Raw genomic sequence first — 25,299 nt, 5'->3', positions numbered from 1 at the left:
ACGGGAAAATGAATAAAAAGCATTTAAAGAGCGTCAAGCGCTGGGACCGGATTGCCCGCTATGTTATCTCCATTGGCGGGGTGGCGGTCATTCTCAGTGTTGTGTTGATCTTGTTTCTCATCGCAAGGGTAACCTTCCCCCTGTTTCAGTCGCCCTCCATCGAGCGTCAAGCCCTGGTCAATGTCAGTGCCGCCTCAGAGGCCACTGTTCTGCAGGCGGGAGTCGACGATTATCTGGAAAGCGTTTTTACCCTGCGGAGCGACGGTTCGGTGCTTTTTTATGCCACCGACAGCGGAAAACAATTGGAGACAGTGGTTCTGGCGCCACCCGGCGAAGGAGTGGCGGTGGTCGATGTTGAACGCAGTGGCCCGCGGCGCTTCAACATCCTCTGGAACGACGGTTCCCTGACCATTGAGGAAGTTCGGTTTTTGCCCCGCTTTGATGACGAGGGGCGCCGGTCATTTGAACGCCGCGTAGAGCGCTTGGCTCTTATGGCTCCGGTGGACGGTGTTCTACCGCAGCGTTTTGTGGCCCGCGCCGCCGATGAGGCCAGCCTGGTAAGGGTCAGCCTGCGAGCTGATGGTGTTTTGCAGGTTGATCAACAAGTCGCCATAGAGGACTTGTTCGGCGAACAGGAGATAGAGGATTACCGTTACAGTCTCGATCCCGGTTTGGTCCAAGAACAGATTACCGCCCTGACCATGGACAGTACCGGCACCGCCCTCTATGCGGGGACCGATCAGGGTACCCTGTTGCGTTGGGATCTTTCCGACCCGGAAGAGCCGGTATTGCTCGATCGTCTGCCGGCTTTTACTCAACGGCGGGCAATCACCTCCCTGTGTCTGATCCTTGGCGATATTTCCCTGGCGGTAGGCGATGCTGATGGCGGCGTGACAACCTGGTTCCCGGTGGCGAGTGAAGCTTCCGGCGGGGTCAAGCGGCTGCACCATATTCATACGCTGGCATCCCACCGTGGTGCGGTAACTAGGCTGCTACCGTCGTTGCGCGACAAGAGTCTGCTCAGCGTCGATGAACATGGCTCCGTTCATCTCGACCATATGACCAGCGAACGACAGTTGCTGAACCTGGCGGAAGTCGGTCCCCTGCGTGACGTTGCCCTGTCCCGGCGAGGCGACGGGCTGGTGGGTATCGATGAACAGGGAAGGGCCGTGGTCTGGCGGGTGGTCAATCCCCATCCGGAAGTGAGCTGGAAAACCCTGTTCGGCAAGGTCTGGTATGAGAGCTACGACGAGCCGGTCTATGCCTGGCAATCGTCCTCTGCCAGCGATGATTTCGAGCCCAAGCTCAGCCTCACCCCGCTGGTCTTCGGTACCATTAAGGGGACCGTTTACGCCATGCTGTTTGCAGTACCGTTGGCGTTGTTCGGTGCTATCTACACCAGTCAGTTCGGAAGCGATAAGCTGCGGGGCATGATTAAACCTGCGGTTGAGGTCATGGCGGCGGTGCCTTCAGTCATTATCGGTTTTCTTGCTGCTCTGTGGTTTGCTCCGCTTCTGGAAAAATCGATAACCGCTCTGTTCCTCAGCGTTCTGTTCGTGCCGACCTTTCTATTGCTGGCTTTGGTTGTCTGGCAATTCGTGCGCAAATATCCATTGTTCAAACGTATTGAAAAAGGGCATGAATTTTTACTGTTGGCTCCAGTGCTGGTGGCCGCGGTGGCCTGTGCACTGATGCTCGGACCGGTGGTAGAGGGCTGGTTCTTCGGTGGTGATTTCAAACTCTGGTTGTTTACCGAAGCAGGCACCCGCTACGACCCCCGTAACAATATCGTCATCTCCTTCGCTCTTGGTTTTGCGGTGATCCCGATCATCTTCACGATCGCTGAAGATTCCCTTTCCAATGTGCCTCAAAGTTTGCGGGCGGCTTCTCTGGCCTTGGGGGCCAGCCGCTGGCAGACGGTCAAGCGGGTTATTCTGCCTTCGGCCAGTCCCGGTATTTTTGCCGGCACGATGATCGGTTTCGGTCGCGCTATCGGTGAAACCATGATCGTGCTCATGGCTACCGGCAACACGGCGATTATGGATTGGAGTATTTTCAACGGCATGCGGCCCATGTCGTCGAATATTGCTGTCGAAATTCCCGAGGCGCCACACGGAGGAACACTCTATCGGGTGTTGTTCCTGTCGGCGGTCCTATTGTTCCTCATGACCTTTGTTCTCAACACCTTTGCGGAGGTTGTTCGGCAGCGGTTAAGGAAAAAGTACGGTCGTTTCTAGCAGGCTGCTGAAAATTAGGGTGAATATCCCATGGGTGGATTTTCAACCCTCTGCTGGGTAAATTTGAATCTGCCTGCGTTTCACTCAAAATGGCCTTGAATGAGCCATTGGCGGTGTCGCTGGTATTTGTAACCTGGATACAGGATGTTTTATGACCAACTTCTGGCGTAGAGGTGAACATTGTGTCTGGGGCACGGCCGCGGCCCTGACCCTGACCCTGTTGCTGGCCCTGGTGCTCATCGTAGTGGTGATCGTCAACGGCCTTGGAGTTTTTTGGCCGTCAGCCGTGGCGGAAGCCCAGTTAGCAGATGGCAGCCGTCTGATGGGGGAAGTTATTCGCCGGGAACCGGTGTACCGGGGCGAAGGTGAGCGTTTGCAGTTCAAGGTTGGCAATCGCGAGCTCTACGGTCTCGATTTCCGCTGGGTGGATGAAAGCGATATTTCTCGGCTGGCCCATCCGGATAATGCAGTGGTGCTTGAACGCGAGGAGTACGGCAATTTTTATGGTCGGTTGCTCCATGTGGAGACCGCCCAATTGACCGATGCGGCACAATTGAGCCCCTGGGAACAACTGGAAGCCGCTCATCGCTATGTCGAGGAGCAAACAGAAGGCAGCCTGAGCCAGATCGCCAAGCAACTTTCCCGACTTAATGCCAAAACGTCAGGGATTCGCGCCCGCATGGATAAACTGATCTATCTCGGGGTTGCGGACGAGGATGAGGCCATGCGCCAGCTTCAAGAGAAGCAGCTGAACATAGACCGGGAATTTAACGATGTGGTTGTGTTGCAGGCGGCGCAAGTGGAAAAGCTTTCACAGGTCACCGCCACCTTTGTGGATGCTTCTGGCACCGAGCAGGCCATGGCAGTGGCGAATATAGTGCGCTTCTACCGCCCGAATCAGATGCCTTTGTGGCAAAAGGCGGCCTTTTATGCCGGCAAGCTTTATGAACTGATTTTTGGCGAGCCCCGGGAGTCGAATACCGAGGGCGGGTTGTTTCCTGCTATTTTTGGCACCGTGACCCTGATCTTTATCATGAGCCTGCTGTCTTTTCCCCTGGGGGTGGTTGCGGCCATCTACCTGCGGGAATACGCCAAGGAAGGTGTCGTGGTTCGTTTGGTGCGGATCGCAGTTAACAATCTGGCCGGTATCCCTTCCATCGTTTACGGGATTTTCGGCCTGGCATTTTTTGTCTACGGCATTGGCGGCAGTATCGACCGGATGTTTTTTCCTGAGCGCCTGCCGACCCCGACCTTCGGCACCGGCGGCATCCTGTGGGCGAGCCTGACTCTTGGACTGCTCACCGTGCCGGTGGTCATTGTTGCCACCGAAGAGGCCCTTGGCGCTATACCGCAGGGGGTGAGGGAAGGTTCCCTGGCTTTGGGCGCAACTAAGCTGCAGACCCTGGTGCGCACTCTGTTGCCCATGGCCTCGCCGGGCATTATGACCGGTCTGATTCTGGCCATGGCCCGCGCTGCCGGCGAGGTGGCTCCCCTCATGATTACCGGCGTGGTCAAGCTGGCTCCGGCCCTGCCTATTGATGGCACTTTCCCCTTTGTACACCTTGATCGCAAATTCATGCATCTCGGGTTTCATATTTACGATATCGGTTTCCAGTCGCCCAATGTTGAGGCGGCCAAGCCGATGGTTTTCGTCACCACTCTGCTGCTGGTGTTGATCGTATTGGCAATGAGCAGCGTTGCGATCTATTTGCGTAATAAGATGAAAAAGCGTTACAGTTATCGAACTTTCTGAAAAAAGGCTTTGTTGCGATGAGTGAACCCATTCGTATTACCGTTGATAACCCTGTAGTCAGGGTAAGCAACCTGAGTTTTTACTACGGCGCGTCCCAGGCGCTGTTCGACATCAGTCTCGATTTCCCCAGGGAAAAGGTCACCGCGCTGATCGGGCCTTCCGGTTGCGGCAAGTCGACCATGCTGCGCTGTTTCAATCGCATGAATGACCTGGTCGACGGGGCGCGGGTCGAAGGAAGTATTCTACTCGAAGATACCGAAATCAACGATGCAACCATGGACATCATAGAGTTGCGCCGACGGGTCGGGATGGTCTTTCAGAAATCCAACCCCTTTCCCAAGTCGATTTATGAAAATGTCGTCTACGGATTGCGCATCGCCGGGGTAAAGGACAAGGTGGTGCTCGATGAAGCCGTCGAACGCAGCCTGCAGGGAGCGGCCTTGTGGGATGAGGTCAAGGATCGGCTGAATGAGTCAGCCCTTGGTCTATCCGGTGGACAAATGCAGCGCCTGTGTATCGCCCGCGCCATTGCCGTTAATCCAGAAGTGGTGCTTATGGACGAACCTTGTTCGGCTCTCGACCCCAAGTCGACGATTCGCGTTGAGGAATTAATCGGCGAATTGCGCTCCGAATATACGATTATCATCGTCACCCATAATATGCAGCAGGCGGCACGGGTGTCGGACTACACCGCCTTTTTGTATGAAGGGGCGCTGGTCGAATACGGCCTGACGAAAGAACTGTTTGTCAAACCGAAGAGCAAGCAGACCGAAGACTATATTACCGGACGATTCGGATAAGGGGGCTGATAGAGATGACGAGCCATATTGCACGAGAAACGGAAAAGCTCAAAAGACGCCTGTTGACCTTAAGCGCCGATGTGGAGGAAACCTATCTGATGGCGGTTCGTGCGCTGGAAGAGATGGATGAAACCTTAGCGAAACAGGTTGCTACTTCGGACGACCGAATTGATCGCCAGGAAGTCGATCTGGAGGAGGAGTGTCTTAAGATCCTTGCTTTGCACCAACCGGTGGCCAACGATCTGCGATTTATCGTTTCGGTGCTGAAGATCAACAACGACTTGGAACGTATCGCCGACATGTCAGTGAATATCGCCGAACGGACCCTCGATCTGCTGAAGGTCCAGCCCATAGAAATCCCCTTTGAATTTAATTCCATGTCGCAAAAGGTTTATTCGATGGTCAAAAAGAGTCTCGACTCGCTGGTCAATCTCGACCTGCACGAGGCTCATGAGGTGATTGCCTTGGACGATGAAGTCGATGCCCTGCATCACAAAAGCTACGGCATGGTGATCGAGCAGATTCGACAACAGCCCGATCGGATCGAAGCCCTGATCTCCTACCTGGTGGTGTCCCGATATTTAGAGCGTATCGCCGACCTGGCCACCAATATCGCCGAGGATGTCCACTATCTTATAGAGGGTGATATCGTACGGCATATCATGTAGGCCTTATCTTCCATCTTTCACAAAAAAGCCCCGCGGTCTGGCGGGGCTTTTTTTGTTTTGGGGCAACAGGAACCTATGTCAACGGCCACTTCGGCCATTATAGATCGGCCCACCTTTGTTCCGGTATTCCTCCAATATCGCTAATGCTTGAAGGCGACGGACGTCTCGATAAACGGCAATGCCCCTTCGCTGAAGGGAGGCCGGCCAATCGGCAGGCTTGTCGCCCTCGTCGAAACCGATTTCGCGGGCATCTCCCTCACGGGCGCCGCAGACCAGGCTGGCGATTCCGGACCAGGGCAGGGCACCGAGACACATGGCGCAGGGTTCGGTGCTGGTGACCAGCTCGCAAGGTGGCAGGGAGGGGCCGCCGAGATCGTGACTTCCCGCTAACTGCTGGGCCAGCATCAGCGCCACCAGCTCTGCATGGGCTACCGAACAGTGTCCAGCGAGTACCAGATTGACACCGGGCGCCAGCAGCTTTCCGCTATCGAGGTTAAATACAGCAGCCGCAAAAGGGCCGCCGGTGCCGCGCTGAATGTTCTGTCGCGCCAGATGGATCACCAGCTCCATGCGCTCTTCGCGGGTGGCATATATTCGCTCTGCCGGCGGCAGGACAGCATCCAGCCAATCGGGCAGGCTCAGCGTGATATCCGGGTAGGAATGGGGCATGTTTCAGGACCGATCAAGGGGAGGGTGGACGTTAGTCGGTTTGACAGATCGAAGAAGCGTCTTTCGGGCTGTAGTGACGACGCAGCCATTGGCTGAGGCCGTCCAGGCCTGGAAACAACACCCGCTCGGTGATGTTGGCCTGGTCGAGTTTGTCGCGGATTTCCCACTTCAGTTCCGCAGGAATGATGATCTTCCGCCACATATCGGGATGGCTGTCCAGGCATTTGCAAAGAGACTTTGTCGGGTCGGGCATCACCGAGAAAAAGGCGAATTGGTTGACGATGCGTTGTTCCATGGAAGGCGGTTCGAAGAAGATCACCGAATGGTCTCGCGACAAGGCGGCCAGCTCTTCCTGGTTATGGATGGTTTCTGCCAGCATCTCCACGGTAAAGACGTTGGCCCCTTCGGCATCGAGGCGCTTCTGCAGCAATTCGGGCAGTAGTTGATGAACCTTGATGTAGTTGACGGCCCAGATGGCGCCGTCTAGATGATACTTGCAGATATTGGCCGTGGCGAAATGCATGGCGATGAAGGGCGAGTAGGTCCAGTCCAGAAGCCGGGTCGGCAGGCCGTAGTGCTGTGCCCGCGCCATCCAATGCCAGAATGAGTCGGATTCGACGGCGCTGTGATGCGCGTACTTTTTAAAGTTGCGCATCAGGTGGCGCTCCAGGGGAGCGTAGTCTCCGCCGAGGCGCATAAGGGTCGTTTGCAGGGTATAGTTGCTGTCGGACAGCCCACGAAAGGCAAAGCGAGACCGGAACCGGCCGAGGTCCTCGTTCCAGGATTCGGCGAACAGTTCCTGTTGCAGTTCATCCCAGCTATTGATGCGGATTTCGTTCATGTTCCTCAAGCCATAGTTTTTACGGCGGCAGGAAAAAAGTCAGACGACACCCAGGATGACGCTCGATTCCTGAAAGACCGCCCAGGCCTCATCGCCTTCGGCCAGAGGAATGGTGTCCTGACCTTTGGTAATGGTGGCGCTGATGGTGCTGCCGCCGGGAAGCTCCAGAGAGACTTCGGAGTTGACGTTCCCTTCGGTGACGCGGCAGATGACTCCCTTGAGAATGTTGCACGAGCTGAGACGGGCTTGGCCAAGGTCCTTGACGATAATGATCGCCGGGGCCTTAACCATGGCAAAGACCTCTCGGCCCAAGGCCAGTTGCAGGCTTTCGACACTTTCGTTGGTTACTTGAGCGGTGAGGCTGTCGTCCCCCTTGAGTTTGAGTTCTACCAGGGTATTGATGGCGCCTTGCGAAAGTTTCACCACCTCTCCAGTCCACAGGTTGCGAGCGCTGACCTTCATGTTGACCTTCCTTAAAAACTGGTAGAATTTTTCCCCTTCATCGAGGTGCTCTCCGAGAGCGGCGAGAAATCGTTCGTGTTCGGCCTGAATAGCCCGATAGCGTTTGATCACTTCCTTTCCCGCCTCGGTCAGGCAGGTTCCGCCGCCGCCCTTGCCCCCCGCCGAACGCATGACCAGAGGCTGCTCTGCCAGATTGTTCAGGGCGTCGACCTGTTCCCAGGCCGTTTTATAGCTGATGCCTTGGGCCTTGCCGGCTTTGGTAATCGAGCCGAGCTGGTCGATCTTCTCCAGCAGTTCAATCCGATTGAGGGCAAGAAAATCCTCTCCTGCCATTTTAAAACTGAGGGAGCCTGAGACCTTGAGGTCTGAGGGCTTTTTCTCTGACATGCCAATCCTCCTTTGTTCAACGACTATACCCCTTAAGTTACTTTTTTAGCACGGCAAAGGCAAATAAAAAGCCCGCACTCAGTAAGTGCGGGCATCGCTGGGAAGACGAAAATCAAGATCTCTGGCTTTTTGCGGCGGTTCCGGAAGGCCGTTGATCAGATTACCAATGCCGTCGCCATCCAGAGGCTCGGAAAAATAATAGCCTTGGCCAAGGTGACAACCTTTTTCGAGAAGAAACTTGATTTGGCTGGCCGACTCGACCCCTTCGGCGATCAACTCAAGGTCCATGTTTCGGGCCAGGTCGATAATGGTTGTCACGATTGAAGCGTGGTTACTGTCACCGGGGCCTCCTTGTACAAAAGAAGGATCAATTTTCAGACGGTCGATGGGCAGGTGTTGCAGGTAGGCCAAGGAGAAGTAGCCGGTGCCGAAGTCGTCGATGCTTAGCTGCACACCGAGTTCTTTAAGCTGCCCCAGGAATTTGTCGGCTGAGGAAGCATTCTGCATCAGGGTTGCTTCGGTAACTTCCAGCTCTAGGCTCTGAGGGGGAAGGCCGGCTTCCTCGATGATGGCCTGAATATCCTTTGCCAAATTGGCGTTTTGGAACTGTCGGTTGGTGAGATTGATTGCCAGGCGTAGTGGTTGGCCGTCGCTTTTTTGCCACTGTTGCCATTGCTTGCAGGCTTCGCGCAGAATCCAATCCCCCAGGGGAGCGATGAGGCCGGTCTCTTCGGCCAGGTCGATGAAGCTCTCCGGAGTGAGCAGGCCTCGGACAGGATGATTCCAGCGGACCAGCGCCTCGATTCCGACCAGTTGTTGATTGCGCATGTCGAACTGGGGCTGGTAGAGGAGAAAGAACTCTTCCCGGTGCAGACCCAGACGCAGACTGGTTTCCATCTCCAGACGTTGGCTCAGTTTGCGCTCCATCTCCCGGGAGAATAAGCGGTAAGTATTTCCGTTGGCTTCTTTGGCTTCGTACATGGCGGTATCGGCGTTGCGCATCAGTTGCTCTATGCCGGTACCGTCTTGCGGATAAGTAGAAATACCGAGGCTGGCTGACGAAAGAACCTCTTGGCCTTCAAGCTGATAAGGCTCAGCAAGAGTGTTCAGCAATTTTGTGGCGATGTGCGGCAGGTTTTGCATGTCGCGAAAGCTGGACAGGATAATGACGAATTCATCGCCGGCAAAACGGGCCACGGTGTCTGTATCACGTAGGCAGCCCTGCATGCGCTGCGCAGCCATCTGCAAGAGCGTATCTCCAGCCGCATGCCCCAGGGAGTCGTTGATGTGCTTAAAACGGTCAAGGTCGAGAAAAACTACCCCCAACAGATGGTCGAATCGTTTTGCTTCCGCCAGGTATTGTTCGAAGCGGTCCCGGAGGAGAGAACGATTCGGCAAGCCGGTGAGCTGATCGTATAGCGCCAATCGCTTAAATTCAGCCTCCGTGCTGTGGTGTTCTTCCGCGGTTTTGGTTAGATGATGATTTCGTAACCATTGTCCCGTGAGCAGGCCGGCCAGCAGAATTATCAGGCTTGCGCTGAGGTGGGAAGGAGAAAGCAGCTGGGGCATTGTCCCGTCAGGAAGCAAGTAAAGAAGAGCGTAGATGAGCGTAATGAGGGCACACAAAATCCAACCCGTTTGCCTGGCGTAAAAGAGTGCCGGTCTGGCGGTCTTTGAATGTAAGAGGGGGCGATTCATAATTTGGGGCGCCGGATTAAAAGACTACGGTAATTGCGATAAACAAAAAATCCCATCTTTGCGCGATGGCCAAAGATGGGATCTGTTTCTCTTCGGCGGCCCGGCGGTCCCGTTGGGATCCGTGGCTTTGCGTCCCTGAATCGCTTCAGGTTTGCTTTTATCGGAGGAATGAGTAGTTTCTTAGTTTAGCGGGCTATACATAAAAGGTCAAGAAAAATAATGATTTTATGTAGTTATCTGTTTTGCCTGATTGAAGTTGAGGCCACGGATGCACGCTAAATATTGTAAATACCGATCTTTTAATTATCCAACGACTGTTTGTCTGTAAACAGGGTTCAACCACACACCTTGGTGAAAAGTTCGTCAGACTTTTCACCAAGGGTGTGCATATGATCTATCTGTTTTTCTAGAATTTTCCAGCAATAATTTGGCGGGCTGTGTCGTCCTGGGCCGTGGTCATGAAAGGCAGGCCCGTTTCCGCAGCGGTTTCACGGTTTGCTGCCATGAGATCGTCCCGGCAGATCTCGGTCAGATTGAATTTCCTGGCTCCGGCCATGAATTGCTGCAGACCGCAGGCGAGCTTGTCCGCATAGCCGTACATGGCCACGGCGCCGAAGGGAATATTTTTCATCTCTGCCGCGCCGACTTTTTTCTTGACCGATTCCCAACCGGCGAAAATCTCTTCGGGATAGATTCCTGCCTCCTTGACGGTGGTCGGCAATTCCTCCCAGGAGCCTTTGAGCTCGGCTCTGTTGTCCGGCTGGAAGACGCCTTGAATGTTGTTGCCGAGGAAGCCGGCGATCATTGGCGCCCGGCCCATGCACACCAGCTTGGCGTACGGAGCCCCCAGCGCCAGTGCCTTGAAGAGATGGTCCTCGCGGGCAAAGCCTCCGGCCAGAGAGATGTCCGGGACCTGTTGGTCGCCTTGCGCCAGCAGGGCGCAATACTCATAAGTTTTGGCGTGGAGGGTGAGCGAAGGTATTCCCCAGTGTTCCATCATGTTCCAGGGGCTCATGCCGGTCCCGCCGCCGGCGCCGTCCACGGTCAGCAGGTCGAGGCCGGCTTCGGCGGACAGGCGGATGGCCAGGGCCAGGGCCTCCATGCCGTAGGCGCCGGTCTTCAGAGAGATACGCTTGAACCCCAGTTGGCGCAGATAGGCGACGCTGGTGAGGAACTCTTCTCTGACCTGTGCGGCGCTGTCCAGGTTTGTGGCCCCCAGGCGGCTGTGGCGGGCAAAGGAGGTTATGGCGCGGTTCTTAAAAGCTTCCTGGACCACGGGGTCGCCGGGGTCCGGGTCGACCACGTATCCCCGTTTCTTGAGGAACAGGGCGTATTCCAGGGTGGTGACCTGGATCTCACCGCCGATATCCTTGGCCCCCTGGCCCCACTTCAACTCGATGATCACCCGATCGCCGTATTTTTTGATCAGATATTCGGCGACGCCGTTGCGGGTGTCTTCGACATTCAGTTGCACGATAATCGCCCCGTAACCGTCGTAATAACGGAAAAACGAGTCGATGCGGCGGTCGAGTTCCGGTGACGTGGTCACCTTGCCGTTGACGATCTGGGCCTCCTTGTCGACCCCCACCACATTTTCACCGACCACGATGGGAAAACCGCACAGTGCTGCGCCGACGGCAAAGGAGTTCCAGTAATCCGCGGCAACGAAGGTCGAGCCCAGCGCCCCGGTCATGATCGGCAGGCGGCAGCGGGTTTTTACCTCGGCACCGAATTCGGTCTCGACGCTGACATTGGGAAAGATGCAGTCATCGGGATCGTTGGACAGGCCGGACGGCAGTCCGTGGGCGCCATAGGCATAGCCCTGGATGCGCAGCGCATGATAGCCGACGCCAACCGCGGAGACATTGCCCGAGCCCGAGGTGGTGCGACCGAAACTGCGCGGATAAAGGAGCTTGCGGCCGATCAGGCAGGATAACCAGGTTTCACACTTGCCCTTGCAGTCTGCGGTGCAGAGGGTGCAGAGTCCCGACTCACAGGGCTCGCCGCGGTTGACGGTGCCCAGAGCATCATTTGTTTTTGGCCACTGAAACATGCTGTCTCCCCCTTTTTTTTAGAAAGTTTATGGGCGGCCGGGGGCAGGATAGACCCTTCTTCGCAACATCCACCACCTTTCTTCGGCCGCAGTCCTTGTTTGATTATTGCTTGCAAGTCGGTTATTGCAAGAACTTGAGGTCAATTTTCTGCTGCCTGTTGTGGTCTTGGGCTCGATATCTGAGGCGTTTCTTCTTGACTAACAATTCAAACGTTTGTTTTAATTGTGGGGTCGGCTAATTAAGTTACTTTTGGTCATCAACTGAAGACGGAGCGGTATGGACAGGTCGAATACCAAGCAGCGACTGCTCGATGTGGCGGAAAGGCTCTTCGCCGACAGCGGCTATCACTGTACCTCGTTACGCAAAATTACCGCCGAGGCCGGGGTGAACCTCGCCTCCGTGAGCTATCACTTTGGCTCCAAAGAAGCACTGGTCGAGGCTATTTTTGAGCGCCGTCTGCAGCCTCTCAATGAGGAACGTCTGGGACGGCTGGAAGTCGTTCGTGTCAAGGCCGCTGCAGAGGGACGAAAACCGACGGCGGAAGAGGCTCTGCGCGCCTTTATTGAGCCGACCCTGCATTTTCGCGACTCGGCCCCCGGCGCCCGCTATTTTCTTCATCTTGTCGGTCGGGCCTTGACCGAGCCCGATGACGCGGTCCGGTCTATATTTTTTCGCATGATCGGTCCGGTTTTCGCCCTGATGTTTCAGTTGCTCTGCGAAACCCGGCCGGATTTGGATTACAATCAGGTTTTCTGGCGATTGAATTTCGCTATCGGTGCCATTGCCCGCTGTACCTTTCTCCCGGAAAAACTGCCGGTAGTGCCACCCGGAGTCGAGTTGGAGCCCGGTGCCGAAAAACAGATTACAATGTTGGTCGATTTCCTGGTCGCCGGAATGGAGGCACCATGAGAATGCGCAAGAGTTGGCCCCTGTTCGCTCTGATGTTGCTGATGCTGGTCGCCTGTACACCGCACCGGAAGCAGAAGACGCCCTTGCCCGGACCGTTGCCGGAGAATTATACGGCTGACGGCGGCATGAATTCTAAGGCTCCGCTAGAGCGCTGGTGGGAACAGTTTCGGGATCCCCAACTCGATAGTTTGATGGCTGAGGCCTTTGCTCACAATCTCGATCTCGAACAGACCCGGGCCCGTCTCGAACAGTTTGAGGCGCAGGCCCGTATTGCCGGCGCGGCACAACGGCCGACGGTTGCTCTTCAGGGGGCGACGGGAAGGGTTCGTCAGCCGGGGTTGTTCGGAGTTCAAACCGAAAACATCTATCGCCTTTCGGTGGCTGCCGGTTTTGAAATCGATGTCTGGCGCAAGTTGGCCTCTCGCTCTGAAGCGGCGCGTCTCGATACTCTGGCGGTGCGTCAGGACCTGGGGGCCGTATATCTGTCCCTGTCGGCCCGCCTGGCCGATGTCTACTATCTGGCCGTGGAACAACGCTCTCAGCTGGAGTTAGTCGACGAGACCATTGCTTCCTTTACCGATACCCTGCAGCGGGTGGAAGACCGGTACCGTGAAGGCTTGGTGCCGGCTCTCGATGTTTACCAGTCACGACAGAATCTGGCGGTAGCCAAGGCTTCAAGGCCGCTGTTCGAGGCTAACCTGGCGGCTGCGGAACATGCTCTTGCGGTGCTGGTCGGTCGTTTTCCAGATCGTTCTGCCGCTGGTACTCTGGCGGAACTGCCGGCCTTGGAGGGGGCTTTTCCCGTGGGATTGCCGGCTACCCTGTTGCAGCGTCGGCCCGACATTGCCGGGGCCTTGACTCGCCTGCAGGCAGCGGATGCCAGGGTTGGTGCGGCCATCGCCGAACGATTCCCTTCCTTCAATCTGGTAGCCGATTACGGCGGTGCCGATAGCGAGCTGGGCAGCCTGCTCACTTCACCCAATATTTTCTGGAACCTGTTGGTTAATCTGGCGCAACCCCTGATTGACGGGGGCCGTCGCAAGGCCGAAGTCGACCGCAACCGGGCTCTGTTTCGCGAGAAGCTGGGTTTCTACCATCAGGCGGTGTTGCAAGCGTTCCAGGAGGTAGAGGATGCTCTGGTACAGGAAAAAACCGGGACCCGGCGCATCGAACTGTTGAAGGAGAGGGTGGCCGCTACCGCCGGATCCTTGCGTCTTTCCAGCGAGCGCTACTTGCAGGGACTTTCAGAATATTTACCGGTACTGACCGCCCAGATTGCCCATGCCGAGGCGCAAAGCGCCCTGCTCGCAGCGAAGCGCCAGCGCATCGTGGCCCGTATTTCCCTGGCCCGCGCCCTGGGGGGCAGCTGGATGGATTCGTTTGTTGGAGAACGTCTGTCAAAGTAGACAAGACAAAGGAACATAGATATGAGTCGAACAACTGTGCTGAAAGTAGTATTGCCTTTTCTGGTGCTGGGGGTCGGTGTGGCCATACTGATGGCGCTTTTTGCCAGCCGTCAGGCTCCGGTCAAGGAAGTTAGGGAGTTTGCCGGAGTGTTGGTGGAAACGGTGACGGTGCAGCGTGGCGATCATATCGTGACGGTAGCTGCCACCGGTACCGTACAGGCCCGCCAGCAGACCGAAATCGTTGCCCAGGTGAGCGGTCGGGTCACCAAGTTGGCCGATGAATTTATTGCCGGGGGCATGTTTGGAAAGGGAGACATCCTCTTTCTGCTTGAAGATATCGATTATCGTCTGGCGGTCGAACAAGCCGAGGCCGACTTGGCAGCTGCCGAGCTGGAATTGGCCATGGTAAAGGGGCGGGCGCGCGTGGCCCGTGACGAGTGGCAGCGTCTGCAAATGGGGAAGGGGGATCCCAACCCGCTGGTGCTTTACGAGCCGCAGCTCAAGAACGCCGAGGGGCGAGTGACTGCCGCTAAAGCCGCTTTAAAACAGGCGGGAATCAATCTGCAACGAACCGAAGTGCGTGCTCCCTTCAACTGCCTGGTTCTCAGTGAGGGTATCGACCTTGGGCAGTATGTGCGGGCGGGGGCCACCGTCGGTACCTTGCTCGGTACCGATACGGCTGAGATTGTGGTGCCGCTCCCTCTGGATGCTTTGCCCTGGCTGGATATCCCCCGTGGCGCTGGTCAGGGAGCGGCGGCTACGGTACGTTTTGTCGCGGGGACGCTGAATTATGATTGGCCGGGAAAAGTGGTGCGGACTCTGGGAGAGGTCGATCCCTTGGGCCGCATGGCTCGAGTGGTGGTGGCGGTCGACGATCCCTATCTACGGCAACAGCCGGCGACTGATGAACGTCCACCGTTGGCTGTCGGCAGCTTTGTCGATTTGGAACTGCAGGGAAAGCAATTGCCTGCGGTAAGCGTCCTGCCCCGTCGCGCCTTGCGGGACGACAATACGGTCTGGATAGTCGATTCGGATTCTCTGTTGCATATTCGCTCTGTGCAGGTGCTGCGCCGCGAACGAGATTCGGTCATTATAGGGAGCGGCCTGCAGGACGGTGAGCGGGTTATCGTTAGCGCCCTGGCTGGTGCGGCCGAAGGTCTCAAGGTGCGAGTGCGTGGGGAGGAGGCCGGAACATGAACGGGGCCATTCGTTGGATGACTCAAAACCATGTGGCCGCCAATTTGCTGATGCTGGCCTTTGTGGTTGGTGGTTTGATCATTGGCCTGTCGGTAAAGCAGGAAGTTTTTCCCGAAGTGGCCCTGGACAAGGTCCAGGTGGCCGTATCTTACCCGGGAGCCGGCCCCGAGGAAGTCGAAGACGGTATTCTACTCAAGATCGAGGAAAATCTCACCGGGGTCGATGGTATCCGGCAGCTCAAAGCCCTGGCTCTGGAAGGCTACGGAACGGTGACCGCCGAGTTGATGACCGGTGCCGATCCCAATGTGGTGCTGCAGGATATAAAGACCGAGGTCGATCGCATTATTACTTTTCCCGAAGAAGCGGAAAAACCGGTGATCACCAAGTTGTTGAATCGCAGCGAGGTCGTTTCGGTGGTGGTCTATGGCGATTTGACCGAGCGCAGCCTGCGGGAGCAGGCCGAGACCATGCGCGAGGAGCTGCTCACCCTGCCGGGCATCACCCAGGTCGATCTTTCCGGTGTGCGTCCCTATGAAATTTCCATCGAAATTTCCGAAGCCAATCTACGTCGTTATCGTTTGACCTTAGACCAGGTCGCTCGGCGCATTCGCCAGGCCTCCCTTGATATGCCCGGCGGCACGATCAAGACCACCGGTGGCGAGATTCTGGTTCGCACCAAGGAACGCCGCTATCTCGGCCGCGAATACGAATCGATCGTGGTGGTAAACAATTCGGATGGCACCGAGGTCCGCCTGGGGGAAATCGCCGCCGTCAAAGATTCTTTTCGTGAAACGGATGAGTTTGCCCGCTTCGACGGCCAGCCGGCGGCCATGGTCAAGGTCTTTCGGGTCGGTGACCAGAAGCCGACGGAGATTTCGGACACCGTCAAAAGTTATGTGGAACAAAAACGCCAACGTCTGCCGGACTCGATAAAACTGGCGGTGTGGAACGATACTTCGGAGATTTTCGCCAGTCGCATGAGCCTGCTGACTAAAAACGCGATGCTTGGCCTGACGTTGGTTTTACTGGTGCTCGGCCTGTTTCTTGAGGTGCGCCTGGCCTTGTGGGTCATGCTGGGGATTCCCATCTCCTTCTTGGGGCGCTGTTATTTCTCCCGGTCTTTGATGCGTCGATAAATATGATCTCCATGTTCGCCTTTATCATGGCCTTGGGGATTCTGGTGGACGACGCCATTGTGGTGGGAGAGAATGTTTTTGAACATCGCCAGCAGGGGAAACCTTATCTTCGGGCTGCTATAGACGGGGCTATCGAGGTGGCGCCACCGGTGATCTTTGCCATTCTGACCTCGGTGGTAGCTTTCTGCCCACTGCTTTTCATCTCCGGCACCATGGGCAAGTTTATCAAGACCATTCCGGTGGTGGTTATTATTCTGCTGGTGATTTCCCTTGTCGAATCGCTCTTTGTTCTGCCGGCTCACCTGGCTACAGGCGGACCGCGACCCCTGGGTAAAGATGGTTTTCTGGCTGCTATTGAACGGGTGCGTCTTGGCTTTGGCCGCAAGCTGCGGGCCTTTATCGATGGGCCCTATCACCGGCTTCTCCAGCTGGTGCTGACCTGGCGCTATGTGACGGTGGCGGCGGCAATCAGTATCCTGCTGTTGTGTGCCGGTCTGGTGGGCGGCGGCATTCTCAAGTTTCGTTTCATGCCCAAGGTCGATGGGGAGCTGATTCTGGTCGACCTGGTCATGTTGCCCGGTACGCCCGTTGCCGAGACCCGGCGTGTGCAGCAATTCATTGAGGAACAAGGCCGGGCGGCTATCGCCGAGTTCGATGAACAAGATGCCGAGAACGAGACTATCCTGCGTAATATGTATTCCCTGATCGGCAGCAGCATTAAGGGCGGCGGCCCTGGGGGAGTCGTCACAACCAGCGGTTCTAATCTGTCGACCATTGCCGTGTTTCTTACGCCGAGCGAACAGCGCATAATCAGTGCTTCGCAGGTGGCGAGCCGTTGGCGGGCTCTGGTCGGTGAAATTCCCGGTGTCGATTCTCTGACTTTTACCACCGATCTGGTGCAGATGGGGGCCAATATCGATATCCAATTGGCTCATGAGGATTTTGCTGTGCTTGCCCAGGCCGCCGACCGCCTGAAAGCAGCTATTGGGGATTATCCGGGCGTCGATGATATTGCCAGCAGTTATTCGCGGGGGAAAAAAGAACTTAAATTCCGACTCAGCAGTGAGGCCCGTACTCTTGGTATTACCGAGGAGGAACTCGGTCGACAGCTGCGAGCCGCCTTTTACGGAGCCGAGGCGGTACGTCTGCAGCGAGGTCGAAACGAGGTGCGGGTCATGGTGCGCTATCCGGAGCAGGATCGTCGCCATCTGTGGAATCTGGAGTCGCTGCGGGTGCGATTGGCTAATGGCGGTGAACTGCCCCTGGATCGGGCGGCCGCCGTCGAGCCGGGGCGCGGTTTCGACAGTATCAACCGTACCGATCGCAAGCGGGTTATCAATGTCACGGCCAACGTTGATGATCGGCAGGCTAATGCCGAGGAAATTCTGGCCGAACTGAAAAGCAGTCTGTTGCAGGACCTGGCTGCAGACTATCCCGGCCTGACCTTCAATATGGAGGGAGAGGCCAAAGAGTTCAAAGATGTCATGGAAAGCATGAAGCGTGGCTATCTGCTGGCCATGTTCGGTATTTTTGCCCTGCTGGCGATTCCCTTTCGCAGCTACAGCCAGCCACTGCTGATCATGGTGGCCATTCCTTTCGGTGTGGTCGGTGCCGCCCTCGGTCATTTGCTCATGGGCTATAGTCTGAGCATCATGAGCGTGTTCGGTATCGTCGCCCTGTCCGGGGTGGTGGTCAACGATTCACTGTTGCTGATCGATTATGTCAATACCCGTCGTCGGGCCGGAGATGGCCTGCGCGAGGCCTTGCTGCAGGCCGGTCGGCGGCGTTTTCGGCCCATTCTGCTGACTTCGTTGACCACCTTCTTCGGCTTGGCACCGATGATTCTTGAAACCAGCATGCAGGCCAAGTTCCTCATCCCCATGGCCATCTCCCTGGGTTTTGGTATCCTCTTCGCCACCGGCATCACCTTGCTGCTGATTCCGGCTCTCTATCTGGTCTTGGAGGATGTTCGTCGGCTGTTGGGATTGCGCCCGGAACATGCTAACCACGGGGCCAGCGGTACTCATTAGTATTAGGCCGGACCTTGCAAAATCCCCCAAAATGGCTTACAACATCTTCCACGGCAGGCAAGGGAGGAAACCGTTTGGCCATCATCGAAGATCGTCTCTTTCGTAAAATCAGAAAACAGGTCGGCAAGGCTATAGGTGATTTCGATCTCATTGAAGAAGGGGATCGCATCGCGGTGGCCGTCTCCGGTGGCAAGGACAGCTATACCTTGCTGCACATCCTCGATAGTTTGCGCCGCCGGGCGCCGGTCCGCTACGAGCTGATCACGGTTAACGTCCACCCCGGCTTTCCCGGTTACCGCACGGAACCGCTGGCTCAGCATCTGAAGGAATATGGTTTCGCCAACCGTATGGAGCTGACCGACTGCTATCAGATTATCGAAACCAAGCGCCGGCCCGGTTCTTCCTACTGTTCTTTCTGCGCCCGCCTGCGGCGCGGGGTGCTCTACTCGGTGATGGATGAGTTAGGTTGCAACAAGCTGGCTCTCGGCCATCATGCGGACGATTTTATCGAGACCCTGCTTCTTAACCAGTTTTTTGTCGGCACCCTTAAAGCCATGAGCCCTAAACTGCAGGCCGATAACGGTCGGCATACGGTGATTCGGCCGTTGGTTTACGTCGAAGAGCGGGATATTGTCGAGTTCAGTTACGCCAATGATTTTCCGACGATCGCCTGCGCCTGTCCGGCTGGCAGCGACGGTGATCGTAATCGCCGGCGGATGAAGCGGCTGATCAAGGATCTGAGCGGCGATATACCTCATTTGCGAGGCAGTCTGCTCGGCGCCTTGGGTAATATACAACCCCGCCATCTGCTGGATAAGCGATTCACTGAGTTCTAGCACTGAAACATTTAAGCAGGATAAACTAAGCCGAGGAGTCCCATGGCGAATTCAACGACCATCGATCTTGACCTCGACCTGGCCAGCAAGGTCCAGCGATTGCTCTTTCCCAAGAGTTCACCGTCCTGCGACTGGTGTTGCATGGGGGTCAAAAACCGCATGGCACTGGGATTGGGCGGCGATTTTTTTGAATTCATTGCATTGCCCGACGGTTGCCAGGTAGTTTTCCTCGGCGATGTCACCGGTCATGGCTTGCAGGCGTCCGTAGTGATGTCCTTGCTTTACGGTTATCTGCACCGGGCTTCGACCAGCGGCTGTCTACCGAAGCAGATCGTGGCCGAAGCCAATGCCTTTTTGCAGTTTTTTGCGAAACGCTCGCGCAAGTTTGATCACTATTTTTCGGCCACTCTTTTTTTCAGTATCATCGATCCGGCCAGCCTGATGATGATTTATGTCAACGCCGGCCATGTGGCTCCTTTGGTGAGGCGGGGCGATGAAGTCTTCGCCCTGCAACCGACCGCCTCGCCCCTCGGATACTTCAGTGACCCGGAATTAGAGGTAGAGACCTTTCAATTCGAAGCCGATGACCGCCTGCTGCTTTATACCGATGGCATCAGCGACAGCTTCAATGCCAGAGGACAGTCTTTTGGCAGCGAACGTATCGAACAGCTGTTGCTGAATCATCCCGACCCGCATCTGGACTTTCTCGATCGCTTGTTTGACGCCTTGCGAGAGTTCGGTGCCCCCGACCCGCCCGATGATGACTGTACGGCCATTGTCATCGATCTGCATGATCGACTTTTACTCGCGGATAAATAGGCGCGTACAAGTGAACATGATTGTCTTTGGCTGTATGCTGTGTTAAACGGAGGGCTCCCCAACTCTGGAGAAAAGTTCTGGTCTTCGGTATTTCATCGGAGCCTCTTTGAGCATTCAGCGCCAACAACTGAAGTTTTAAAAATAGGAGGCTACGGCCTATGATGGATTGTGAATGGCAGGCTGGTCAGCGGCGGCACGGGTTTATTGTCACCGGCGTCACCCCTTTGGCCGAGCTGAACCTGACTCTTGTCGAGCTGCGTCATGAGCGACTCGGTTCCCGGATGGTCCATCTGGCCTGCGAGGACGATAATAATCTCTTCGGGGTCGGTTTCCGTACCACGCCGGGCGACTCGTCAGGGGTGGCCCATATCCTGGAGCATACTGTGTTATGCGGCTCCCGGCGTTATCCGGTGCGGGATCCCTTTTTCACCATGCTCAAACGCAGTCTTAACACCTTTATGAACGCCCTGACTTCCAGCGACTGGACTCTCTATCCCTTCTCTTCCCAGAATCGCAAGGATTTTTACAACCTGATGGGTATCTACCTTGACGCCGCCTTTTTCCCTCTACTGCGGGAACGGGATTTTCGTCAGGAAGGTCACCGTCTGGAGTATACCGAAGCGGCCGATGCCAGCTCGCCGTTGGCCTTCAAGGGGGTGGTTTATAACGAAATGAAAGGCGCCATGGCCGACCCCGGTTCTTTGTTGCACCGGCGTCTGACCAAGGCCCTGTTTCCGACGACTACCTACGGTTTTAACTCCGGAGGAGAGCCGGAAGCCATTCTCGACCTGACCCATGAGCAGCTGGTCGACTTCCATCGTAGCTACTATCATCCCGCCAACGCCTATTTCTTCAGTTATGGCAATCTGCCTCTGGAGGAGCACCTGGCCGTGATCGAGGAACAGGTCCTGCAGCGTTTCGAGCCGCTCGAAGTCGATACGGCCGTGCCTGACGAGGTGCGGTTTAAAGCGCCGCAGCGCGTCACCGAAGGATTTCCCATTGCGGAGGGCGAATCGCTGAGCCAGCGTTCCATGGTTCAGGTGGCCTGGCTGACCTGCCCCCTTTCTGACAGTTTTGAAAATCTCGCTCTAAGTTTGCTCTCCCAATTGTTGCTCGGCAACCCGGCTGCGCCGTTGTACAAGGCCCTGATCGAGTCTGGGCTCGGACAAAATCTGGCGCCGGGTACCGGCTATCACGATGACCAGCGGGAGACTTTCCTGGCGGCTGGCTTGCAGGGCACCGACCCGGAGCAGCTCGACGCCATTGAGGAACTGGTGCTGAAAACCCTAGAGCAGACGGCTGAAGAGGGGTTCAGTTCCGATCGGGTCGAAGCCGCGATTCATCAGCTGGAACTCTCCCACCGTGAAGTAGTCGGCGATCAGTATCCCTACGCTCTGTTGTTGCTCATGCGCATGTTTGGTCCCTGGCTGCACAATGACGATCCCGTTTCGCCACTGCTGCTGGATGCTAATTTAGCCAGGCTGCGGCAAGAATTGGATGCCGGGCCCTTCTTCGAAAATCTGATTCGTCGCCAACTGCTGGATAATCCGCATCGGGTTACCCTGCTGCTGCAGCCCGATGCGAAGTTGAAGGAACGGCAGGAAGAGGATTTGAACAATCGCCTGCAAGATATCTCCTCAAAACTCAGCGCTGCCGATCGTCAGGAACTGGTCCGATTAGGCAAGGAGCTGCAGCAGGCGCAGGAGGAGGAAGAGGATCTGTCCTGCCTGCCGACTCTGGAGCTGAGCGATATCCCGGCGACGGAACGTCCCGTGCCCTGCCAGGAGGAGCAACTTGCCGGTTGCTCCCTGTACCGTTTTCCCCAACCGACCAACGGTATCGGTTACTTCACCACCAGCCTGGTAATGAATGATCTGCCGGCAGATCTGCTTCCCCTGGTTCCCCTGTTCGGTACTTTGCTGCCCAAGATTGGTGCGGCCGGTCACAGCTATCTGCAGATGGCCGAACGGATTTCTGCTTCGACTGGCGGGGTTCAGGCCAGCGGCACGGTGATCTGCGATCCTAACTCCCTTGAAGACTTCCAGTTGGCTTTCGAGGTGAGAAGCAAGGCTTTGCTGCGCAATCAGCAGGCGATGTATGAGATCCTGACCGATCTCTTCACCGCTCCCGATTTCAGTGATTTGCAGCGATTGCATACGGTAATCAACCAACTGAGTGTTTCCCTGGAAAATGGTGTTCCCGGGGCCGGCCACAGCTACGCGGCCCGCAGTGCCGGAGCGGCTCTGTCGTCCTGTGGCCGTTTGAGGGAGGAGTGGGGTGGCCTGCACTTGGTACGGGAGGTCAAAAAGCTGGCGGCTCTACAGCCCGAGCAATTGGCTGAGTTTGCCGGTCGCATGCAGCGTCTGGCCGAGCTGGTGCTGTGTCGTTCGCGGCTGCGTTGCTCGGTGACCGCTGAGGAACAGGCCTTTGCTGTCATCGATGCTCCTTTGCAAGCCTTTCTTGCGGCGATTCCCGCTGGCGATGAGCCGACGGGAAAACCTGTGGAGTTGGCCGTTGGCGAGGCGGCAGTGGGCTGGGCGGCTGCGGTGCCTGTTTCTTACGTGGCTCGAGTGTTCCCGACGGTGCCCATGACTCATGCCGATGCCGCCGGCTTGCTGGTTTTGGCTAAGTTGTTGCGTGCTTGTTATCTACATCGCGAGGTGCGGGAGAAGGGAGGTGCTTATGGCGGTATGGCCACCTACGATGCCCAGTTGGGACTTTTCTCCATGCTTTCTTACCGGGATCCCCATCTGCTGCGAACCCTGCAGGTGTATCGCGATGCTACGGAGTGGGCGGCGGCTGGATCCTTTAACGATGAAGATATCCGCGAGGCCATTCTGGCGGTGTTTGGCAACCTTGATCGACCGGTTTCGCCAGCGGGCAAAGGCCAGCGCGGTTTCGGCTACCGGTTACAGGGACTCAGTGCCGCGAGCCGGCAGGCTCTGCGCCAGGGAATTCTGGCCGTCGACCGGGCTACTTTAATGCGGCTGGTCGAGACCTATTTGCTCTCCGGTTGGGATGCCAGCGCCGTAGGCGTGGTCTCGGCGGAAGGACTGTTGCAAGAGGCCAACAAAGAACTCGGAGAGAAGGGGCTCAGGCTGGAAACTATCTGAGATCCTTCTTGTCTCGCTGGCTCTGTCGGGTTAGGATATTTCTCGGTATCGGCAGATGGTTCAGGTTTGATTTTCCCAGGGACAAGATATGGATAAGCTTTTATCCACCAAACAGGTCGCCCAGCTCCTTGGGGTCAACGAAAAGATGGTTTATACGTTGATCACCGAAAAAGGACTGCCCGCGACCAAGATTACCGGCAAGTGGCTGTTCCCTCGCCATCTGGTCGAGCAGTGGGTCGAGAGTCGAACCATTAATGTTCCTCAGTCGGAAACGGCTTCTTTACGCTCCGGTCAGCTGATGGTGGCTGGTAGCGATGATGTCCTTTTCGAACGAACCCTTAACCTCTTTATGCGTCTGAATAACGGCTACCTGGCGACCTTCGGTATTTTCGGCAGCCTCGGTGGCCTTAAAGCCTTGAGGCGCGGCCTCTGTCACATGGCTACCAGCCATCTGGCTGAAGAAGATGGGCGGGATTTCAACTTTTCTTTTGCCGCCAGCGAGCTCGATTCGTTGCCGGCCGTGGTTAATTTCTGCCGTCGTGAGCAAGGGCTGGCGGTGGCCAAGGGCAATCCCCTGGGCATTAGCGGTGTCGCCGATATCGTGGCAAAGAAGCTGACGGTGGTGAATCGTTCCCTGGACACCAGCACACGAATTTTATTCGATCGCGAGTTGCAAAAAGCCGGTCTGCAGTCCGCCAAGATCAAAGGCTACGGCCATGAAGTGGCCCGCCATTTCGACATCGGCCTTGAGGTGCTTTGCGGTCAAGCCGATCTCGGCCCGACCATCCGTCCGGTAGCGGCTCTACTCGGCCTCGACTTTATTTCTCTTGGCTGGGAGCGTTTTGATTTGCTGGTGCCCAAAGAACATTTTTTTGATCAGGGAGTGCAACTTTTCCTCGGATTGCTGCACGAGCCCGAATTTCGTGCCTTGGTCGATTACCTGCCAGGGTATGATCTGGAGCTAACCGGCAAGATGGTCTATCCCAACGAAGGGCGGTAATTGCAGTGCATTTGCCAGTTCTCTTGTTTGTTTGAAATGTCTCTCAGGGCGGGTTGCTGTTACAGCAATCCGCCCTTTGTCTTTACGCCATAGATCCCTGCGATCCCCCCCTTCCTGAACTTTCCGACTATCCTGTTTATGCACCACTCAACTACTTTGGCGGTATTAATATCTAAGGTGTTCTTTATCAATCCGGTTGAAATTTTTCTTGGCGCAATATAAAGAAAGTGATAACATCGCCGCGCAATATAAAGATAGTGATAACCGCGGCCGTTGTTGCCAAAGTCATAATTGTTACTGGTACTTCTGTTCTGTAGGGCAGAAACTGTTGTTTTTTTAACCCGCCATTTTGGCACCCAAGGAGGAGCACAACTAATGAAATCGATCTTTCGACTGTCAATTGTTACCCTGACCCTGTTGGCCTTTTTCTGCACCGGCGCCCTGGCCATGGAGCGCCTGAAGCTGTCCACCACCACTTCGACTGACAACTCCGGTCTGCTCGATGCACTGCTGCCCACTTTTGAAAAAAAGTATGACTGCAAGGTTGACGTTATCGCTGTCGGTACCGGCAAGGCGATCAAACTGGCTGTTGCCGGCGACGTAGACGTGACCATGGTTCATGCCCGTTCTAAAGAAGACAAATTTGTTGCCGACGGCAACGGTGTAAACCGCCGCGACGTTATGTACAACGACTTTGTGGTCATCGGTCCCCAAAACGACCCGGCAGGCATCAAGTCGGCCAAGACCGCTGCCGAAGCTTTTGAAAAGCTTGCTGCCGCCAAGGCCAAGTTTATCTCCCGTGGTGACGACTCCGGTACCCACACCAAAGAAAAAAATCTCTGGAAAGCAGCCGGTGTTGCTCCTGCCGGTGACTGGTACATCGAAGCAGGTCAGGGCATGGGTAAGGTTATCACCATGGCTAACGAACTGCAGGGTTACACCATTACCGACCGTGGCACTTTCATCGCCTATCAGGACAAGATCGAACTGCCGGTTCTGTTTGCCGGCGACGCCGCCCTGTTTAACCCCTATGGCGTGATTGCCGTCAATCCGAAACTGCACCCCCATGTCAACTACGACCTGGCGATGTCCTTCATTGCCTTCCTGACCGGCCCCGAAGGCCAGAAAGCCATTGCTGACTTCCGTAAGAACGGTCAGCCCCTGTTCTTCATCTACGACTAAGTGTTAATCACTACCGTTTGATATGATCAGTTCATTGGCCCTCCCTGTCGACTCTGTTGACGGGGAGGGCTTTTGTTTGCGAAAGTGATCTGTGGCAGAATG

Annotated in this window: 17 protein-coding genes, 1 pseudogene and 1 riboswitch; of the genes and pseudogenes, 13 read left to right on the top strand and 5 right to left on the bottom strand. The window is 56.0% G+C overall.

All coding sequences use genetic code 11. The features are described from left to right. The first annotated feature begins 8 nt into the window (after positions 1-8). The 4 genes from A7E78_RS07855 (at position 9) to phoU (ending at position 5,458) form a co-directional block, all read left to right on the top strand. On the top strand, positions 9-2,237 hold the full coding sequence (locus A7E78_RS07855) for an ABC transporter permease subunit (RefSeq protein WP_072283707.1): 2,229 nt from the start codon (positions 9-11) through the stop codon (positions 2,235-2,237). Positions 2,238-2,388: 151 nt separating this feature from the next. Continuing rightward, entirely contained in the window at positions 2,389-3,990 is a 1,602-nt protein-coding gene (pstA, locus tag A7E78_RS07850) for a phosphate ABC transporter permease PstA (RefSeq protein WP_072283706.1), read from the top strand. Between the two features lie 17 nt (positions 3,991-4,007). Next, positions 4,008-4,790 carry a phosphate ABC transporter ATP-binding protein PstB gene (pstB, locus tag A7E78_RS07845; RefSeq protein WP_072283705.1) on the top strand — a complete coding sequence of 261 codons (783 nt, stop codon included), beginning with the start codon at positions 4,008-4,010 and terminating at the stop codon, positions 4,788-4,790. A 14-nt stretch (positions 4,791-4,804) separates the two neighbouring features. Beyond that, a complete protein-coding gene (gene phoU / locus A7E78_RS07840) occupies positions 4,805-5,458 on the top strand; it encodes a phosphate signaling complex protein PhoU (RefSeq protein WP_072283704.1) in 654 nt (217 codons plus the stop codon). 78 nt (positions 5,459-5,536) lie between these two features. Here the strand turns inward: phoU and A7E78_RS07835 are convergent, their stop codons facing one another. From A7E78_RS07835 to A7E78_RS07815, 5 genes are all read right to left on the bottom strand, one after another. Further along, positions 5,537-6,127 (bottom strand): nucleoside deaminase, encoded by a 591-nt coding sequence (locus A7E78_RS07835; RefSeq protein WP_072283703.1) that lies wholly within the window; start codon positions 6,125-6,127, stop codon positions 5,537-5,539. A 31-nt stretch (positions 6,128-6,158) separates the two neighbouring features. After that, entirely contained in the window at positions 6,159-6,968 is an 810-nt protein-coding gene (locus A7E78_RS07830) for an FRG domain-containing protein (RefSeq protein WP_072283702.1), read from the bottom strand. 39 nt (positions 6,969-7,007) lie between these two features. Further along, complete coding sequence (locus A7E78_RS07825; protein ID WP_072283701.1) at positions 7,008-7,817, bottom strand: TOBE domain-containing protein; 810 nt, start codon at positions 7,815-7,817, stop codon at positions 7,008-7,010. 78 nt (positions 7,818-7,895) lie between these two features. Then, positions 7,896-9,386, bottom strand: a complete 1,491-nt coding sequence (locus A7E78_RS07820) for a putative bifunctional diguanylate cyclase/phosphodiesterase (protein WP_072283700.1) — start codon at positions 9,384-9,386, stop codon at positions 7,896-7,898. Between the two features lie 220 nt (positions 9,387-9,606). Beyond that, positions 9,607-9,681, bottom strand: a riboswitch (cyclic di-GMP riboswitch). A 240-nt stretch (positions 9,682-9,921) separates the two neighbouring features. Continuing rightward, the gene (locus A7E78_RS07815) at positions 9,922-11,568 is read right to left on the bottom strand and encodes a glutamate synthase-related protein (protein WP_072283699.1); all 1,647 of its coding nucleotides are present in this window, start codon (positions 11,566-11,568) and stop codon (positions 9,922-9,924) included. A gap of 277 nt (positions 11,569-11,845) precedes the next feature. Here A7E78_RS07815 and A7E78_RS07810 point away from each other — a divergent pair, with 277 nt between their 5' ends. From A7E78_RS07810 to A7E78_RS07770, 9 genes and pseudogenes are all read left to right on the top strand, one after another. Further along, positions 11,846-12,478, top strand: a complete 633-nt coding sequence (locus tag A7E78_RS07810) for a TetR/AcrR family transcriptional regulator (protein ID WP_072283698.1) — start codon at positions 11,846-11,848, stop codon at positions 12,476-12,478. Beyond that, entirely contained in the window at positions 12,475-13,884 is a 1,410-nt protein-coding gene (locus A7E78_RS07805) for an efflux transporter outer membrane subunit (protein ID WP_083552869.1), read from the top strand. The genes A7E78_RS07810 and A7E78_RS07805 overlap by 4 nt, the downstream gene beginning before the upstream one ends. Before the next feature lie 21 nt (positions 13,885-13,905). Beyond that, a complete protein-coding gene (locus tag A7E78_RS07800) occupies positions 13,906-15,081 on the top strand; it encodes an efflux RND transporter periplasmic adaptor subunit (protein WP_072283696.1) in 1,176 nt (391 codons plus the stop codon). Next, positions 15,078-18,247 (top strand): annotated as a pseudogene (locus A7E78_RS15755) (efflux RND transporter permease subunit). The gene A7E78_RS07800 and the pseudogene A7E78_RS15755 overlap by 4 nt, the downstream one beginning before the upstream one ends. Positions 18,248-18,321: 74 nt before the next feature. Continuing rightward, a complete protein-coding gene (gene ttcA, locus A7E78_RS07790) occupies positions 18,322-19,083 on the top strand; it encodes a tRNA 2-thiocytidine(32) synthetase TtcA (protein WP_072283695.1) in 762 nt (253 codons plus the stop codon). A gap of 42 nt (positions 19,084-19,125) precedes the next feature. Beyond that, on the top strand, positions 19,126-19,902 hold the full coding sequence (locus A7E78_RS07785; RefSeq protein ID WP_072283694.1) for a PP2C family protein-serine/threonine phosphatase: 777 nt from the start codon (positions 19,126-19,128) through the stop codon (positions 19,900-19,902). Positions 19,903-20,060: 158 nt separating this feature from the next. Further along, complete coding sequence (locus A7E78_RS07780) at positions 20,061-23,015, top strand: insulinase family protein (RefSeq protein ID WP_072283693.1); 2,955 nt, start codon at positions 20,061-20,063, stop codon at positions 23,013-23,015. An 88-nt stretch (positions 23,016-23,103) separates the two neighbouring features. Further along, a complete protein-coding gene (locus A7E78_RS07775; protein ID WP_072283692.1) occupies positions 23,104-24,015 on the top strand; it encodes a helix-turn-helix transcriptional regulator in 912 nt (303 codons plus the stop codon). A 375-nt stretch (positions 24,016-24,390) separates the two neighbouring features. After that, positions 24,391-25,197 carry an ABC transporter substrate-binding protein gene (locus tag A7E78_RS07770; protein WP_072283691.1) on the top strand — a complete coding sequence of 269 codons (807 nt, stop codon included), beginning with the start codon at positions 24,391-24,393 and terminating at the stop codon, positions 25,195-25,197. The last annotated feature ends 102 nt before the right edge of the window (positions 25,198-25,299 follow it).

Origin of the sequence: Syntrophotalea acetylenivorans, from assembly GCF_001887775.1 — a bacterium.
GTDB lineage: Bacteria > Desulfobacterota > Desulfuromonadia > Desulfuromonadales > Syntrophotaleaceae > Syntrophotalea_A > Syntrophotalea_A acetylenivorans.
This window is presented reverse-complemented; position numbering and strand designations above follow the sequence as displayed.

Coding starts and splice junctions, on each gene's coding strand:
- A7E78_RS07855 (WP_072283707.1), top strand. CDS start 9: ATGAATAAAAAGCATTTAAAGAGCGTCAAGCGCTGGGACCGGATTGCC.
- pstA (WP_072283706.1), top strand. CDS start 2,389: ATGACCAACTTCTGGCGTAGAGGTGAACATTGTGTCTGGGGCACGGCC.
- pstB (WP_072283705.1), top strand. CDS start 4,008: ATGAGTGAACCCATTCGTATTACCGTTGATAACCCTGTAGTCAGGGTA.
- phoU (WP_072283704.1), top strand. CDS start 4,805: ATGACGAGCCATATTGCACGAGAAACGGAAAAGCTCAAAAGACGCCTG.
- A7E78_RS07835 (WP_072283703.1), bottom strand. CDS start 6,127: ATGCCCCATTCCTACCCGGATATCACGCTGAGCCTGCCCGATTGGCTG.
- A7E78_RS07830 (WP_072283702.1), bottom strand. CDS start 6,968: ATGAACGAAATCCGCATCAATAGCTGGGATGAACTGCAACAGGAACTG.
- A7E78_RS07825 (WP_072283701.1), bottom strand. CDS start 7,817: ATGTCAGAGAAAAAGCCCTCAGACCTCAAGGTCTCAGGCTCCCTCAGT.
- A7E78_RS07820 (WP_072283700.1), bottom strand. CDS start 9,386: ATGCCCCAGCTGCTTTCTCCTTCCCACCTCAGCGCAAGCCTGATAATT.
- A7E78_RS07815 (WP_072283699.1), bottom strand. CDS start 11,568: ATGTTTCAGTGGCCAAAAACAAATGATGCTCTGGGCACCGTCAACCGC.
- A7E78_RS07810 (WP_072283698.1), top strand. CDS start 11,846: ATGGACAGGTCGAATACCAAGCAGCGACTGCTCGATGTGGCGGAAAGG.
- A7E78_RS07805 (WP_083552869.1), top strand. CDS start 12,475: ATGAGAATGCGCAAGAGTTGGCCCCTGTTCGCTCTGATGTTGCTGATG.
- A7E78_RS07800 (WP_072283696.1), top strand. CDS start 13,906: ATGAGTCGAACAACTGTGCTGAAAGTAGTATTGCCTTTTCTGGTGCTG.
- A7E78_RS07785 (WP_072283694.1), top strand. CDS start 19,126: ATGGCGAATTCAACGACCATCGATCTTGACCTCGACCTGGCCAGCAAG.
- A7E78_RS07780 (WP_072283693.1), top strand. CDS start 20,061: ATGATGGATTGTGAATGGCAGGCTGGTCAGCGGCGGCACGGGTTTATT.
- A7E78_RS07775 (WP_072283692.1), top strand. CDS start 23,104: ATGGATAAGCTTTTATCCACCAAACAGGTCGCCCAGCTCCTTGGGGTC.
- A7E78_RS07770 (WP_072283691.1), top strand. CDS start 24,391: ATGAAATCGATCTTTCGACTGTCAATTGTTACCCTGACCCTGTTGGCC.